The 14651-nt window shown below is 73.5% G+C and carries 18 protein-coding genes; 9 read left to right on the top strand and 9 right to left on the bottom strand.

The window, feature by feature from the left end; translation table 11 throughout:
* Positions 1–52 precede the first annotated feature (52 nt).
* Genes QRY02_RS05365 through QRY02_RS05355 form a run of 3 tightly spaced genes read right to left on the bottom strand, consistent with a single transcriptional unit; the run spans position 53 to position 2001 of the window.
* The gene (locus tag QRY02_RS05365; RefSeq protein ID WP_285990375.1) at positions 53–784 is read right to left on the bottom strand and encodes a metallophosphoesterase family protein; all 732 of its coding nucleotides are present in this window, start codon (positions 782–784) and stop codon (positions 53–55) included.
* On the bottom strand, positions 781–1590 hold the full coding sequence (locus tag QRY02_RS05360) for a nucleotidyltransferase family protein (RefSeq protein WP_285990374.1): 810 nt from the start codon (positions 1588–1590) through the stop codon (positions 781–783). Before QRY02_RS05360 ends, QRY02_RS05365 begins: the two co-directional genes overlap by 4 nt.
* A 30-nt stretch (positions 1591–1620) precedes the next feature.
* Positions 1621–2001 (bottom strand): STAS domain-containing protein, encoded by a 381-nt coding sequence (locus QRY02_RS05355; RefSeq protein ID WP_285990373.1) that lies wholly within the window; start codon positions 1999–2001, stop codon positions 1621–1623.
* Positions 2002–2116: 115 nt separating this feature from the next.
* Between QRY02_RS05355 and QRY02_RS05350 the strand changes: the two genes are divergently transcribed.
* The 6 genes from QRY02_RS05350 to QRY02_RS05325 all read left to right on the top strand — a co-directional run bounded on the left by QRY02_RS05350 (position 2117) and on the right by QRY02_RS05325 (position 6348).
* A complete protein-coding gene (locus QRY02_RS05350) occupies positions 2117–2581 on the top strand; it encodes an SRPBCC family protein (protein ID WP_285990372.1) in 465 nt (154 codons plus the stop codon).
* Positions 2582–2589: 8 nt separating this feature from the next.
* Positions 2590–3417 (top strand): MerR family transcriptional regulator, encoded by an 828-nt coding sequence (locus tag QRY02_RS05345; protein WP_285990371.1) that lies wholly within the window; start codon positions 2590–2592, stop codon positions 3415–3417.
* A 78-nt stretch (positions 3418–3495) separates the two neighbouring features.
* Positions 3496–4434, top strand: a complete 939-nt coding sequence (locus QRY02_RS05340) for a hypothetical protein (RefSeq protein ID WP_285990370.1) — start codon at positions 3496–3498, stop codon at positions 4432–4434.
* Positions 4434–4862 carry a phage holin family protein gene (locus QRY02_RS05335; RefSeq protein WP_285990369.1) on the top strand — a complete coding sequence of 143 codons (429 nt, stop codon included), beginning with the start codon at positions 4434–4436 and terminating at the stop codon, positions 4860–4862. The genes QRY02_RS05340 and QRY02_RS05335 overlap by 1 nt, the downstream gene beginning before the upstream one ends.
* Complete coding sequence (locus QRY02_RS05330) at positions 4859–5470, top strand: DUF3618 domain-containing protein (protein WP_285990368.1); 612 nt, start codon at positions 4859–4861, stop codon at positions 5468–5470. Before QRY02_RS05335 ends, QRY02_RS05330 begins: the two co-directional genes overlap by 4 nt.
* Positions 5471–5541: 71 nt before the next feature.
* Positions 5542–6348, top strand: a complete 807-nt coding sequence (locus QRY02_RS05325; RefSeq protein ID WP_285990367.1) for an MBL fold metallo-hydrolase — start codon at positions 5542–5544, stop codon at positions 6346–6348.
* A 231-nt stretch (positions 6349–6579) separates the two neighbouring features.
* On the opposite strand, the gene QRY02_RS05320 is transcribed toward QRY02_RS05325, so the two are convergent.
* From QRY02_RS05320 to QRY02_RS05310, 3 genes are all read right to left on the bottom strand, one after another.
* Complete coding sequence (locus tag QRY02_RS05320) at positions 6580–6879, bottom strand: hypothetical protein (RefSeq protein ID WP_285990366.1); 300 nt, start codon at positions 6877–6879, stop codon at positions 6580–6582.
* A gap of 98 nt (positions 6880–6977) precedes the next feature.
* Positions 6978–8750, bottom strand: coding sequence for a GMC family oxidoreductase N-terminal domain-containing protein (locus tag QRY02_RS05315; protein WP_285990365.1), 1773 nt, complete (start codon positions 8748–8750; stop codon positions 6978–6980).
* Positions 8751–8764: 14 nt separating this feature from the next.
* Positions 8765–9430 (bottom strand): hypothetical protein, encoded by a 666-nt coding sequence (locus tag QRY02_RS05310; RefSeq protein ID WP_285990364.1) that lies wholly within the window; start codon positions 9428–9430, stop codon positions 8765–8767.
* Between the two features lie 436 nt (positions 9431–9866).
* Between QRY02_RS05310 and QRY02_RS05305 the strand changes: the two genes are divergently transcribed.
* The 3 genes from QRY02_RS05305 (at position 9867) to QRY02_RS05295 (ending at position 12095) form a co-directional block, all read left to right on the top strand.
* Positions 9867–10526 (top strand): lytic polysaccharide monooxygenase auxiliary activity family 9 protein, encoded by a 660-nt coding sequence (locus QRY02_RS05305; protein ID WP_285990363.1) that lies wholly within the window; start codon positions 9867–9869, stop codon positions 10524–10526.
* A 104-nt stretch (positions 10527–10630) separates the two neighbouring features.
* Entirely contained in the window at positions 10631–11221 is a 591-nt protein-coding gene (locus tag QRY02_RS05300) for an HD domain-containing protein (protein ID WP_285990362.1), read from the top strand.
* A gap of 1 nt (position 11222) precedes the next feature.
* A complete protein-coding gene (locus QRY02_RS05295; protein ID WP_285990361.1) occupies positions 11223–12095 on the top strand; it encodes an NADP-dependent oxidoreductase in 873 nt (290 codons plus the stop codon).
* On the opposite strand, the gene QRY02_RS05290 is transcribed toward QRY02_RS05295, so the two are convergent.
* The 3 genes from QRY02_RS05290 to QRY02_RS05280 all read right to left on the bottom strand — a co-directional run bounded on the left by QRY02_RS05290 (position 12079) and on the right by QRY02_RS05280 (position 14595).
* Positions 12079–12855 carry a sugar phosphate isomerase/epimerase family protein gene (locus QRY02_RS05290; RefSeq protein WP_285990360.1) on the bottom strand — a complete coding sequence of 259 codons (777 nt, stop codon included), beginning with the start codon at positions 12853–12855 and terminating at the stop codon, positions 12079–12081. The genes QRY02_RS05295 and QRY02_RS05290 overlap by 17 nt on opposite strands.
* A gap of 299 nt (positions 12856–13154) precedes the next feature.
* Entirely contained in the window at positions 13155–13991 is an 837-nt protein-coding gene (locus QRY02_RS05285) for a hypothetical protein (RefSeq protein WP_285990359.1), read from the bottom strand.
* 64 nt (positions 13992–14055) lie between these two features.
* Positions 14056–14595, bottom strand: a complete 540-nt coding sequence (locus tag QRY02_RS05280) for a CGNR zinc finger domain-containing protein (protein ID WP_285990358.1) — start codon at positions 14593–14595, stop codon at positions 14056–14058.
* Positions 14596–14651 lie beyond the last annotated feature (56 nt).

The following is a 14651-nucleotide window of genomic DNA, read 5'->3' as shown; positions in this document are numbered from 1 at the left end:
CTCCTTCGCGACGCCGGCTGGCAGATCCGGGCGCGGCAGCCGGCGGAGGCCGTCAGCGACGCGTGGACAACTCCGCCGGGTGCAGCTCGTACAGCGCATACGCCTTCCGGATCACCGGCTGCGCCACGTTCCGCACCCGTACCCCGCCCGGCGTCACACCCTGTTCGCACCCGAAGTGCGCATGGCCGTGCAGTGCCAGGTCGGCGCCCACCTCGTCGATCGGCTCGCAGAGGAGGTACGAACCGAGGAACGGGTGGATCTCGGGTGGCTCACCGTGCAGGGTGCCGGGGATCGGTGCGTAGTGCGTCAGGGCCACGACGACGTCCGTGTCGAGGGTTTGCAACGATTTGCGCAGCGAATCGGCCGAGGCCATCGTGTGCTCGACGAAGTCCTTCATCTCCCGCTCGCCGAAGCGGCTGGCGCACTTGCCGGCGAAGCCGCCGCCGAAGCCCTTGACCCCGGCGACGCCCAGGGAGCCGTCCGGCAGGTCGAAGCGGACCGCGTCGCCCTCCAGCACCTCGACGCCGGTCTCCCGGAGCAGGTTCGAGATCATCTCGCCGAGGTCGCTGTGGTGGTCGTGGTTGCCGAGCACCGCGGCGATCGGCACGCCGAGCCCGGCGAGCTCGTCGGCCACCACGCGGGCTTCCTCGATGGTGCCGTGCCGGGTGAGGTCCCCGGCCAGCAGCAGGACGTCGGCGGTGCCCGCGAGGTGTTCCAGGGCCGGCCGGAGCAGGCCGCGGGAGTCCTCGCCCAGGTGCACGTCCCCGACCGCGGCGATCCTCATCGGCCGATCTCCTCCGCGCTCGCCGGTTCGCGGACGTCGGCGACCCGGATGTCGTTGTGCACCAACTCCCCGGTCAGGTATTCGCCGACGACGGTATCCACCTCCGCCTTGCGGGCCGGGCAGGTGACCTCACCGCTGAGGTGGACGTGCTCGCCCCGCACGGTGACGTGCACGCCGAGCTCGGCGGTGCGGGGGTCTTCGGCCAGGGCCCGGCTGAGCCGGGCGACGAGGTACTGCGGGGGTTCGGGCACGAGTGCCTCCTTCGGGTCGATCACGGCCAGGTCGCCGAGCAGCGCCAGGAACGCCCGGGCGTACGGAGACGCCGACACCTGCACGGCGACGTCGGTCCAGTCGACCTGCTCGCGCAGGTCGCGGGCGATCCGCAGCAGCGGCGCGAAGTCGCACCGGTGCGCGCTCAGCACGAGCAGCTTGTCCACGAGCAGGTCGGTGCCGGAGACGACCGGCGCCGCCGTGGACCCGATCCGCATCAGCGCGGCGCGGTCGAGCAGTTCGTCGGTCACCGGCCGGTGGTTGGGGCCGTGGATGAGGTCCACGAGGATGTCGCCGTCGTAGACCTTCGTCAGCCAGTCCTCCGGCGGGTGCACGCGGCGCAGGCCCGCGGCGGTGAGCACCTCCGCCGCCCGCTCGGCGTCGCCGGGTTTGAGGAACAGGTCGACGTCGTGGTCCGACGGCGGCCCGCCGCGGGCGTACACGGCCAGGCCGCCGGCGACGGCGAACCGGATGCCCGTGCCGTCGAGGGTGGTCACGACGCGAGTCAGGCTCTGCAGCAGCGCCTCCGCTTCCATGGCCGGGGATTACCCGCGACGGGGCCGCCCCTAACCGCCGTTCGCGGGTTGCCGCCGGATCCACGCGCGGGCCCCGTCGACCGTCGGGTGCAGCGCGAGCGTGCTGTCCAGGCGGGTGACCTGCAAGGAGCGCAGCACGGGGCGGCCGTCGGCGACCACCGCGAACGGCAGGTCCGCGAACGCGGTCTCGGTGACGAGCTCGGCGAGGACCTGCAGCCCCGCCGAGCCGCAGAAGGTGATCGCGCCCAGGTCCACGATGAGCGCCCCCGGCCCGCCCGCCAGCGCGGCCTGGGCCTGCGTGCGCAGCATCGGCGCGGTGCCGAGGTCCAGGTCCCCGGCCGCCGCGACGACGACCGCTTCGGGCACGGTGCGCACACGCACCGTCAGTACGGGCGTCCGGTCGTCGGTCACGGGGGGCTCCTTCCGTCGCTGCTGCCGACCTTAGAGGGGTTGCATCGTTTTGTCATCGATTTGCGGGGTAACCGGGGACGAGAGCATCCGACCCCGGAAGAGAGGACAGGCTTCGATGAGCACCGTCACCGAATCCGTCGATGTCGAATCCGACGTCACCACCGCCTACAACCAGTGGACGCAGTTCGAGTCCTTCCCGCACTTCATGGAGGGCGTCGACGAGATCCGGCAGCTCGACGACACCCACACCCACTGGAAGATCAGTGTCGGCGGGCAGACCCGCGAGTTCGACGCCACGATCACCGAGCAGCACCCGGACGAGCGCGTCGCCTGGAAGTCCGACTCCGGGCCGACACACGCGGGCGTCGTGACGTTCCACCGCCTCGACGACCGGCACACCCGGGTCACCGTCCAGCTCGACATCGACCCGGACGGCTTCGTCGAGAACGTCGCCGACAAGCTCGGCATCCTGGACCGCCGCGTCAAGGCCGATCTGGGCCGGTTCAAGTCCTTCATCGAAGAGCGCGGCGGCCGCGAAACCGGCGCTTGGCGCGGTGACGTCGCCCGCCCCGGGAACTGAGCCGGCCGGTGAGCCGCCCCGCGACCGCCCCCGCCGTCACCTGGACGGCGGGGGCGGTCGCCCGCATGCTCGGCCTGCCCGCGTCCACGCTGCGCGCCTGGCACCGGCGGTACGACCTCCCGCTGTCCGCGCCGCAGTCCGGAACCCACCGCCGCTACGGGCGGGCGGACGTCGAGGCGCTGCTCCGGATGAAGCACCTGATCGGGCAGGGAATCAGCGGGGAAGCCGCGGCCTCGCAGGCGTTCCGCGCCGGCGCGACCGACGTGGGCACGCTGCTGGCCGCCGTCCGCGGCCTGAAGATCGACACCGCGGCCGCACTCCTCGACGCGCACCTCGCCGACCGCGGTGTCCTCGGCACCTGGGACGAGCTCTGCCGCCCGGCGCTGACGGCCCTCTGCGGCCCGGACGCCGACCGCTGCATCGACCTCGTGCACGGGTTGTCCTGGGCCGTCGCCGCGGCCCTGCACCGGATTCCCACGCCCACCGGCGCCGGGCCCGCGGTGCTGCTGGCCTGTGTGGACGGTGAGCGGCACACGCTGCCCCTGGAAGCCCTGCGCGCGGCGCTGGCCGAACACGGCCGCGAGGCGCTGTTCCTGGGCGCCTCGATGCCGGAATCCGCCCTCCGGCGCGCGATCGACCGGATCCGGCCCGCCGCGCTCGTGCTGTGGAGCAGCCGCCCGGCCACTCCCCCGAGCGGGTTCCCGGTGCCACGGCTCGTCCTGGCCGGGCCCGGCCGGCCACCGGGAGCCGGCGGCCCGGACAGCCTCCGTGACGCGGTGTCGCTGCTGACGACGAGCCGCGCCGTCGCCCGGTTTATCCCCCGGCCACCCGGGTAGCCAGCCGCCCTACCAGGCCGATGGTCGCCATCGGCACCCACGAAGGCGCGCCAAGTGCCTTTCCCGCAGGAGGTCGAGATGACTCAGGGACCCGGTGGTCAGTCACCACCGCAGCACGCCCCCGGATCGCCGTCGATGCCGGAAACCGCCAAGGGCGAAGCCCGCGAGGTGGCCTCCACCGCCGCCGACCGGGGCGGTGAAGTCGCCCAAACGGCCGCGGACCAAGCGAAGCACGTGGCCGCGCACGCTCAGCAGGAAGCGCGCGACCTGGTCCGGGAAGGGCGCGAACAGCTGCAGGCGCAGGCCAAGGACGGCCAGCGGAAGGCCGCCGAAAGCCTCCACCAGCTGGCCGGTCAGCTCGAGCGGATGGCGGAGCAGACCGACTCCCCCGGCTTCGCCGGCGATGTCGCGCGCCAGGTGTCCGACCGGACGCGGTCGGTCGCCGACTGGCTCGAGCACCGCGAACCGGGCGATCTCCTGGACGAGGTGCGGCGCTTCGCCCGCCGCCGTCCCGGCACGTTCCTGGTCGGCGCGGCCGTCGCCGGTGCCCTCGTCGGACGGCTCACCCGCGGCGTCGTGGCGCAGCAGAAGGAGGAAAGCTCCCCGAACGGCCGGGCGGGCGCTCCCCGGCCGCACGCCGGCCCCACCGCGACCCCGCCCGTGCCGCAGCCGGGTGACGCCGGATACACCGCACCGCAAGGTCTTCCGCAGCCGGGCGGCGCCGGGTACCCGGCGCCGGGCGGCTACGACGCGGCGCAGCCGGAAGGCGGCCTCGCGCCACCCAACCAGCCGGTCCCGGCCCCCGGCGGCTACAACGGGCCGCAGCCGGAAGGCGGCCTCGCGCCGCCGAACCAGCCGGGCCCGGCCCCGAGCGGCTACAACGCGCCGCAGCCCACGGAAGGTCTCCCGCAGCCGAGCCGGCCGGGCGCGGCTCCCGGCGGGTACACCGCGCCGCAGCCGCCGGACGCCCTGCCGCAGCCGAGCCCGCGCTTCTCCGCTCCGGGGCAGGTGCCGTGATGACGCAGGCACCCGGGCCCGCACCCCGCACCGGTGAACCCGTCGACGTCGCCGACGCCTCGGTCGGCGAGCTGATGTCCAACGTGATGAAGGACCTCTCCACCCTGGTGCGGCAGGAAGTGGAGCTGGCGAAGGCCGAAGTGAAGGCCGAAGCGGGCAAGGCCGCGAAGGGCGCGGGCATGCTCGGCGGGGCCGGGTTCGCCGGCTACATGGTCGTGCTGTTCCTCTCCATCGCCCTGTGGCAGGGCCTGGCCAACGTGCTGGATTCCGGCTGGGCGGCGCTGATCGTCGCGGTCGTGTGGGTGATCGCCGGCGCCGTGCTCTACGCGACCGGCCGGCGCGAAGTCCGCCGGATCAACCCGAAACCCGAACGCACCGTCGAGACCCTGCAGCAGGTCCCGGACGCACTGAAAGGCGAACGACCATGACCGAACCGGAGCGCATCCGACGGGAAATCGAAGGCACGCAACGCAATCTCAGCACGGACGTGAACGCCCTCACCGAAAAGGTGACCCCGGGCCGGATCGTCGAACGCCGCATCGGCCGGATGCGCTCGGCCGTGGGCCACGCGCGGGACCGCGTCATGGGCACCGCGTCGGAGCACGCGTCGACGGCGGGCGACAAGGTGGGCTCGGTCGCCTCGGTCGCCGGGGACAAGGTGAGCTCCGCCGCCGACGCCGTCAGCGAAGCGCCGCAGTCGATCCGCCGCGGCACGCAGGGCAACCCCCTCGCCGCCGGCCTGATCGCCTTCGGCGCCGGCTGGCTCGTGTCGTCGCTGCTGCCCGCGAGCGAACCGGAGCGCCGGCTCGCCGGCCAGGCGACCGACCTCGCCAAGGAGCACGTGGCGCCGGTGGCCCAGCACGCGGCCGAAGAGCTGAAGGAGAACCTGCGCGAGCCCGCGCAGCAGGCGGCCGAGTCGGTGAAGTCCGAAGCCGCCGACGCGGCGTCCACGGTCAAGGACGAAGCGCGGTCCGCGACCGGAGACGTCACCGATCGCGCCCAGGAGGCCCGGGAAAACGTGCGCTCCCGGAGCTGAGCGCGCCGTCCGGGGCGCGGTCCGCCCGGCCGCGCCCCGGACAACCCCCGAAGCCCGGGAAAGGACTGCCGATGCCCGCGTACGATCCGCCCGGCGGCGATTCCCTGATGTTCGTCGGGACCGCGACCACGGTGCTGCGGCTGGGCCCGTTCACCTTGCTCACCGACCCCAACTTCCTGCACCGCGGCCAGTGGTCCTACTTCGGGCAGGGCCTGTTTTCCCGGCGCCGCACCGAACCCGCGCTGCAACCGGCGGACCTGCCGCCGCTGACCGCGGTGATCCTGTCCCACCTGCACGGCGACCACTTCGACCGGATCGCCGCACGCGAACTCCCCCGCGACACCCCGATCCTCACCACCGAGCACGCCGCCACCCGGCTCCTGCGGCGGGGTTTCCACGCCCCGCTCCCGCTGCCGACGTGGACGACGGAGACCTTCTCGGACGGCGACGCGCGGCTGGCGGTGACGTCCGTCCCGGCGCGGCACGCCCCGGGCCCGCTCCGGCGGCTGCTCCCGCCGGTCATGGGCAGCGTCCTGGAGTACCGCGCGACGCCGGAGGCCGATCCGCTGCGGATCTACGTCAGCGGCGACACCGTGCTGCACGACGAACTCCGGACCATCCGGGACCACTTCCCCGGCCTCGACCTCGCGGTGGTGCACCTGGGCGGCACGCGGGCGTTCGGCGTGCTGGTCACCCTCGACCACCGCGGCGGGGTGGACCTGCTGAACCTGCTGGAGCCCCGCCGCACGGTCCCGGTGCACTTCGACGACTACGGCCTGTTCCACTCACCGGTGTCGAACTTCCTGGAGGAGGTCCGGCGGCGCCGCCCGCCGGCGCGGGTGCACCTGCTGCAGCGGGGCGAATTCCTTTCCCTGTGATTCCGGCGCGGTCCCGGTGCCGGCGCGCGGCACCGGGACCTGCGGAGGAACCAGCGTGTCGAAACCGTTGTCCGTGTCCTGCGCGAACTCGACGGCTCCCGGCACACCGGCGTCGCTGCCACGAGAATGCGCCTGGAGGCGCGGTGGCCGGGCCCGCAAGGGTCCTACCGGCCGCTGTCGGGGCAGGCAGCGCACGCCGGCGCCGAAGGAAACCCGGGCGCCGTCACGGCATCACTCCCCTTTCCCCGGCTTCGTCCGGTCCGTTCGGTTCGCCGTCCGAAGCCGCGGAGGAGCTCTCTCCCGTCGCGGGCACTTCGCGGCGAGCAGGCGGACACCCGGTCGTCGCCGCGGCACGCCGAGGACGGCGACCGGCCGTGGCACGCCGGGACGGCGGCGAGCGGCGGGAACCGGCGGTGGGGGCGGCGCGAAGTTCGCGGCCACGATCGCGTCGAACTCCGCCCGGACCCACGCGGGGTCGGCCAGCACCAGCTCGGCGAACCCGTCGGCCGCACGGGTGATCCTGTCCGGCATCGTCGTTCACTCCCCGGATCGTCTCGCGATGTCACCAGGTCTTCGCTCTCCTTATTCGTATAGCACCGGACGGAGATCGCTTCAAGTCCTCAAAGGACCTAAAGGCCGCGCGCCAGTACCGCTTGCGTGACACGGTCGTCGACGGACGACGTCGGCGCCTCGGTCCCCACCCACGGGTCGCCGTCGAAGTAGGTGCGGAAGATGTTCTCCGCCGTGCGGGTCGCCAGTGCCTGGGTCGTCAACGTCGGGTTGGCGCCGCCGACCGCGTTGGGCAGGGCCGAGTTGTCGGCGATGTACAGCCGGTCCACCCAGCGGGCCTCGGCCGTGCCGTCCAGCACCGAGTCGGCCGCGTCGAAGCCCATCCGCATGCTGGACTGCACGTGGAGCAGCAGCGGCGCCCAGTCGAGCCGGTGCACCCGCCGGGCGCCCGCGAGGCGCATCAGCTCGGCCGAGCGCGCCGCGAGGTACTCCCGGTTGCGGCGGGTCCGCGCGGTGCGGGCGCGGTGGCGGACCTCCACCCGCGGCACCGGGCCGTGCGGGTCCGGCGGGATCACCGGCGACCGCGTCACCCGGTTCTCGGGCTGGACGTCGTCGTCGGTGACCACCAGCGCCGTGAGCAGCTTGTTGACGTCGCCCAGCGCCGCCTTGAGGTCGTTGCCCACCAGCCGTCCGAGCGTGTCGGCGCCTTGGGGGCCGACGCCCGCGCCGTTGTCGTAGTAGCCGGACATCCCCGCGTCGCTGTAGGCGAAGGCGAAGGCCTGCAACGCCGGTGGCAGGCAGACGTTCTCCACGCCGCCGTAGCCGGGGAAGTCCATCCGGCAGTTGGAGCCGGCGCCCTTGGATTCGCCGGTGTAGGCGTCGAAAACGCCCACTACCCAGTCGAGGTGGTGCTCGGTCAGCCCGCGTCCCACCCAGTCGTTCGGGTTGGGCAGGCCGCTGTTGAGCCAGAGCCGCGGGTTTTCCACGCAGCCGCCGGCGAGCACGACCACGCGGGCCTCGACGGTGTGCAGCGCGCCGTCGGGCGTGCGGTAGACGACCCCGCGGGCCACCGTCCGCGAGCCGGACTGCTCGGTCAGCACCCGCACGACGTAAGCGTCGGCGATCAGCTCCGCGGCCCGGCCGCCCGGCGACCACGCGTCGGCGGTGAGCATCATCGGCACGTAGGAGTTGTCCGTCGAGCGCTTGGCCTTGAGGTTGCGCGGCGCGCGCCGCGGTTCGAGGCAGCCCTGGAAGCAGTGCCCGCAGAAGGTGCAGCCCTGCGCTTCGGGGTACAGCAGCCGTGCGGGATCGTCCGTGCGGCCCGCCGTGCCGTGCGGCTGCAGGATCGCGTTCTCCTGCGCCCGGTAGGACGGGCCCCGGAGGTCCTTCCACGTCTGGTGGACCAGGCCCATGCGCTCGGCGCCGCGGAAGAAGACGGCTTCCTTGGTGCCCATCGGCGCGGTGCGCACCGGCAGCGTCTCCTCGCACCACTCGTAGTACGGCCGGAGTTCGGCGTAGGTGAAGGGGAACACGTGCGCGGTGTCGTATTCGGTCCGGTCGGCGCCTTCGTAGCCGGCGAACACGCCGGGAGCCGGGCGCGGGTTGTTGCCGAAGTAGTGCAACGTCGTCCCGCCGACACCGGCGACCTGCCAGACGAACGAGTTCTGCGGGAAGTCCCGCAGCCACGGCGCTTCCTCGCGCCGCGACGGCCCGACCCGGAACCGCCCGGTGATCGGGTCGTTCGTGTCGTCCTCCAGCCGCGTCCACTCCTGTTCGGGGCGCAGGTGCCGGGCCCCGGCTTCGAGCACGAGCACGTCCAGCCCGCGCGCGGCGAGTTCCTTGGCCACGACCGGCCCGCCGCCGCCGGCCCCGACGACCACGATGTCGCGCATGAGAAGCGTCCTCCCTAGTCCGTCACCCGGTCGATTCCGCGGTAATAACCCCGGAATTCATTCCACCCTTCGCCGATGCCCTGGTAGGCGCTGATCCGCCAGCCCACCGGAATCGTGGTCAGCCGGTTCGCCGCGCGGTCGAACACCGCCGCTTCGGAATAGGAGACGAATGCGGCGAGCGTCGGGAGCGTGTCGAGGATGAATCGCACCGGCGTGCCGTCGGCCAGTCCCGGTTCCTCGAGCCGCCGGAAGACCTCCACCTTGCCCGCGAAGGACAGGTTGGCGAACGACGCCGCGAACGGGCCGAGCGCGGCCGCCGGGTCCACCTCGATCGCCACGAGGTTGAGGATGGCCGCGACCGCGGCCGCCCCCGGCAGGTTCAGATCGAAGGGGCGCCCGACGATCGGGTACGGAATCGCCTGGTCGTAGACGTACCGCAACGCCGGTCCGGCGCCGGCCGCGACACCGCCGTCCGTGCTCGACGTCCGTCCCTGCCACACCGAAAACCCGTCCCGGCCCGGGACGAGGAAGGCCACGAGCCCGGCCAGGGCGTCGTCGACCGGGGGTAGCGGGAGCGCCGCGGCGCGGGCCGTGCCCCCCGCGAGGAGAACGGGGATCGCCACGGCACCGCCGAGCACCACCCGCCGTCTGATCGGCCGGTTTTCCGGGACAGGAGTCATGATCACCACCACGTTTTCGCGTCCGGTCGGGGAATGCGTCGGAAACGTTCGTGCTGGACGACTTTAGGCGCGTCCCGCCCGTTCGCCGGGCCGCACCGGCGGATCACCCGATCGGCCCCGGCCGGATTGTGGCGGGAGACGGGTTCCGCCACGCTTCGCCCGCCCTCCGGTGACAATTTTTCCGGATGCACCCGGGCGGAGCAGCCGGCCGCCCCCGTGTTCACCGGGCGTCTCCCGGCCCGGGACCGATCGGGCGGTCCGGGCCCGTGAACCTTCCGCCGTTCAGTAACCGTTCAGTCCGGATCAGTGCCGGAAACCGCTGCGCCACAACGGTTCCCGGAGGTCGTGCGGTGGCCGGTGGCGACGGCGCCGCGTATGGTCGTCCGGCGCCACCTTGGGAGCGCTCCCAAATCCGGTCCCGACGAAGGAGGACAGCGTGGTTCCCCGACGCAAGACCTTGCTTTCCCTGCTGGTGACGGCCGTGACCGCCGTACTGCTGGGCGGCGTGCTCACCGGCGTCGCCGACGCGCACGGCTCGGCCACCGACCCACCGTCGCGCAACTACGGCTGCTGGAACCGCTGGGGCAGCGACTTCCAGAACCCCACCATGGCGACGAAGGACCCGATGTGCTGGCAGGCCTGGCAAGCCGACCCGAACGCGATGTGGAACTGGAACGGGCTCTACCGCGAAGGAGTCAAGGGCAACCACCAGGGCGCCATCCCCGACGGAACGCTGTGCAGCGGCGGCCGCACGCAGGCGCCCCGGTACAACGCCCTCGACACGGTCGGCGCGTGGCAGATGGCGAACAAGGACAACCGGTTCACCCTCACCATCACCGACCAGGCCCACCACGGCGCCGACTACCTGCTGGTGTACATCACCAAGCAGGGCTTCGACCCCGCCACCCAGCCGCTGGGCTGGGGCAACCTGGAACTGGTCGCCCAGACGGGCCGCTACGCGCCCGCCGGGCAGTACCAGGTCGCGGTGAACGCGGGCACCCGGACGGGGCGGCACATCGTTTACACCATCTGGCAGGCGAGCCACCTCGACCAGTCGTACTACTTCTGCAGTGACGTGAACTTCTCCGGACGCTGACGGGACGCCCGGAGAGGGCCGGGCCGCGGGGCACCCCGCGGCCCGGCTCTCGCCGTAAGTTACGTTACATATATTGGTCGTAATGCAAGGCGTAGGCTCGGGGTATGGAACTCACCCTGCCCGGCGGCCCGGCGTGCGGGCCCGCCACCGAGGTCGCGGCGGCCTACTCGACGCCGTCCCTGCTCAACCATTCGATGCGGGTGTACGCCTGGGCGGTCGCGCTCGGCGGCGTCCACCACGTCGACTTCGATCCCGAGCTGCTGTTCGTCGCGGCCATGCTCCACGACGTCGGGCTCACGCCGGAGTTCGACAGCCACACCAAGCCGTTCGAGGTGGCCGGCGGGCACGTGGCGTGGGTGTTCGCCGCCGGCGCCGGGTGGCCGCCCGAGCGGCGCGCGCGGCTGGCGGAGGTGATCGTCCGGCACATGCAGGCGGAGGTCGACCCGGCCGAGGACCCCGAGGGCTTCCTGCTGTCGAGGGCCGCCGCGGCCGACATCGCCGGGCGGGACGTGGCGGACCTGCCCGCGGACCTGCGCGCGGAGGTGCTCGAGCGCTACCCGCGGCTGGATCTGGTGACGGAGTTCCTCCGCTGCTTCGGCGACCAGGCGGCCCGCAAGCCGGAGAGCTCCGCCGCGGCCGCGATGCGCAACGACCTCGCCACCCGCATGGCCCGCAACCCGCTCGAGGAGAACTGACGTGCAAGCCGTCACCGTCGCCGGCCGGAGCGCCGAACCGGCCCTGACCGAACTGCCCTACCCCCACGCCGCCGAGAACGACGTCGTCGTGCGGGTGCACGCGGCCGGGTTCACCCCCGGCGAGCTGACCTGGCCGGCCACCTGGACCGACCGCGCCGGCCGGGACCGGACGCCGAGCGTCCCGGGCCACGAGCTGTCGGGCGTCGTCGCGGAACTCGGCTACGGGACCACCGGCCTGACCGTCGGCCAGCGGGTCTTCGGCATGGCCGACTGGGCCCGGAACGGCTCGCTGGCCGAGTACACGGCGGTGGAAGCGCGCAACCTCGCCCCGCTGCCGGCCGACGTCGACCACGTCACGGCCGCGGCCCTGCCGATTTCCGGGCTGACGGCGTGGCAGGCGCTGTTCGACCACGGCCGCCTCACCGCGGGCCGGACCGTCCTCGTCCACGGCGCGGCCGGCAGCGTCGGATCGCTCGCGGTGCAGCTGGCGCGGGAGGCGGGCGCCCGCGTGCTCGGCACCGGACGGCCCGCCGACCGCGACACCGTGCTCGGGCTCGGCGCGGAAGCGTTCTTCGACCCGCTCTCCCCGGACATCGGCCCGGTGGACTTGGTGCTCGACGTGCTCGGCGGCGAGGTCCTCGACCGCTCCGCCGAGCTGGTGCGCGACGGCGGCACGCTCGTCACGATCGCCGAGCCGCCCCGCGTCCGGCCCGGGATCTTCTTCGTCGTGGAGCCGGACCGGGCCCGGCTCGCGGACCTGGCCCAGCGGGTCCGGGACGGGCGCCTCCGCCCGCGGATCGACACGGTGCGCCCGCTCGCCGAAGCCCCGGCGGCGTTCGGCGCGCGGGGCCGGACGGTCATCCGGGTGGGGTGAGGTACCGGGCGTACCAGGCCGCGGCGGCCCGCAGCGGGCCGTCGACCGGTGCCAGGTCGGGGTACCAGGCTTTTTCCCATTCGAGTGACACCCAGCCGGACCACGAACGCAGCAGCTCACCGCACTCGACCAGCGGGACGGCGCCCTCCCCCGGCGGGACGGGCGTCGGCGTTTCCCGGCTCGCCACGTCCTTGACCTGGAAGTAGCCGAGGTAGGGGCCGAGCACCTCCTTGGTGACGGCCGGCTCCTCACCGGCGCGCCAGGGGTGGACGGCGTCCCACAGCACGGCGGCCAGGTCCGGTTCCCCGAAGCCCGCGACGAGGCTCAGGGCGGCGGCCCCGGTGGGGTGCGAATCGTGCGTCTCGACGAGCAACCGCACCCCGGCATCCCGCAGCTCGCCGAGGACGGCGGCGATCCGGGGCCGGGCGTCCCCATCGCCACCGGGGAAGACGCGGATCGCGGGTGCACCGACGCGGTGCGCGAGGGCGATCAGGGCCCGGAGTTCATCGACAACGGGCCGGTCGTCGCCAGGGGCGGCGACTTTCGCGTACCCGGCGAGGCAAGAGATGGCCAGGCCCTCGCCGTCCAGGAGCGACCGGACGGCATCGGTGGCGGCGCCGGAGAGTCCCAGGTGGACTTCTTCATCGGGGTGCACGCGCAGTTCGAGGCCGGTACAGCCGTGGGCACGCGCGGTGCGGGCGGCTTCGCGGACCGGGATGCCGGGCATGCCCAGCGTGCTCACCGCGAACTGCCGCCCCATCGAGGACCTCCCCGCTCGGTATGGGGCGAGTGTAAGCGCTTTCAGGGGCGGGGATGGTGGCGGCCGGGGCCGGGTACGCCTGCCTGGTGGGCGCTTGTCCTCGGCGGCCTGAGGGCAGCGAGCCTTGCTCTGTCTCGGCCAGAGGGTGGCCGTTCGCGAGCTCAGCAGCACCGGGCCCCACTTCAGTGGACCCGGTTCTGCCCCCGCCCCCGCAGGCGGCGCCGTTCGCGCCTCGCCGTATCCGGGCATGCCGGTGCCCGCGCCCGTGATCACCTCGGGCGCGGGCACCGGTGTGCGGCCTAGTGGGCCTTGTTCTGACCGCGGCCCGCGGGCGCGCGGCCGTTCGCGCCGTCGGCGGCCTTGGCCGCCTGCTGCGCGGGCTTCTCAGCCGAGGTCGGCGTAGGCGTCGGCTTGGCCGCCGGCTGCGGGGCCGGCGTCGGCGGCTGCGCCGGCTTGGCTGCCGCCGTCGGCTTGTCCGGCGTGGTCACCGTGGCCGGCTTGTCCGCCGTCGGTGCCGTGGCCGGCTTGTCCGTCGGCTGCGTTGCCGACTTGTCCGTCGGCTGCGTTGCCGGCTTCTCGCCCGGCTGGGCCGAAGCGTTCTTCTCCGCCTCGGCCAGCGGGTTCGGCCGGCGGATCTGGACCACCGCCACGATCGCCGCCGCCACCGCACCGAACGCCACCAGCCACGGCCAGCGTGCGCGCTTCGTGCGCTCGCCGCGCGCCACGCTCTTGGCCTCCTGCAGCGCCACCGCCAGGTCGCGCTTGGCCGTGGCCACGGCCTTCCGGCGGCGCCGGCCGGACTCGCCCGCCGAGCTCACCACCGTCGCCACCGCCTGGGCCGCCTTGCGGCCCGGGTCGCGCATCTTCGCCGCGCGGGCCAGGACCTCGTCGCGGGCCGCACCGGAGTTCGTCAGCACGTCACGGCGTGACGATCGCGTGCTCTTGTCGAGGTCCTTGGTCGCCGCGCGACCGACCTTCGCGAGTTCGTCCTTGCCTTCGGCCAGCTTCCGATCGGTGATTTCGACCGCCCGCGCGGCCGCGGCCGCTCCCACCCGCGCGGCCTCCGCGGCGAGATCCCGTACGCCGGCCGCCGCCGTCTTCACCGATCGCCCGACCGGGGCGTCGCCCTGGCTCATGTGATCACCTCTCACTCGTCGCAGCAGGCGTCACCTGCTCAGCTCACACCTGTGGGCTACCCAGTCAAGGCGCATCCGGAACCTCGACCACCCGACGGCGCCGCCGGTACCCCGCGGACTTGACCTTGGTGCCGCACGCGGTCATGTCGCACCAGCGGCGACGGCCGGCGTGCGACGCGTCCAGGAACAGGCGGCTGCAGTCCGGGTGCGCGCACTCGCGGATCCGGGCGGCGTGCGGGCCGGCGAGCAGGTCGACGGCGTCGCGGGCGAGCGTCGAAAGCGCCTGGCCGAGGTCGCCGCGGTACTCGACCGCGGTCCCCGTCCAGTGCGGCACCAGCGGCGGCGGCGCGGCGAACGCGTTCAGCTCCGCTCGATCGCCGTCGCGCCCCGCCCGGCGGCACAGCCGGTGGACGGTTTCCCGGAGCGCGACGGTCCGGCGGAGCCCGGCGTCGTCGACGGCGATGCCGGCGCCGTACCCCGCTTCCGCCAGCCAGCGCGTGACGTCGGCGGGCGCGGTCAGCAGCTCACGCGGGTGCTCGTGGTGGCGGACCTGCAGCGTGGTCGTCAGGTCCAGGCAGGGGCGGCCGCTGAGGAAGGTGAACACGTCACCATATTGACCGGTGATGCGGTCGCCTGCCAAGGTGGCGTCACCAGACAATG

It is taken from the genome of Amycolatopsis sp. DG1A-15b (genome assembly GCF_030285645.1).
Taxonomy (GTDB): domain Bacteria; phylum Actinomycetota; class Actinomycetes; order Mycobacteriales; family Pseudonocardiaceae; genus Amycolatopsis.
The sequence above is the reverse complement of the archived record's forward strand: the minus strand, read 5'-3'. Positions and strand labels throughout refer to the sequence as shown.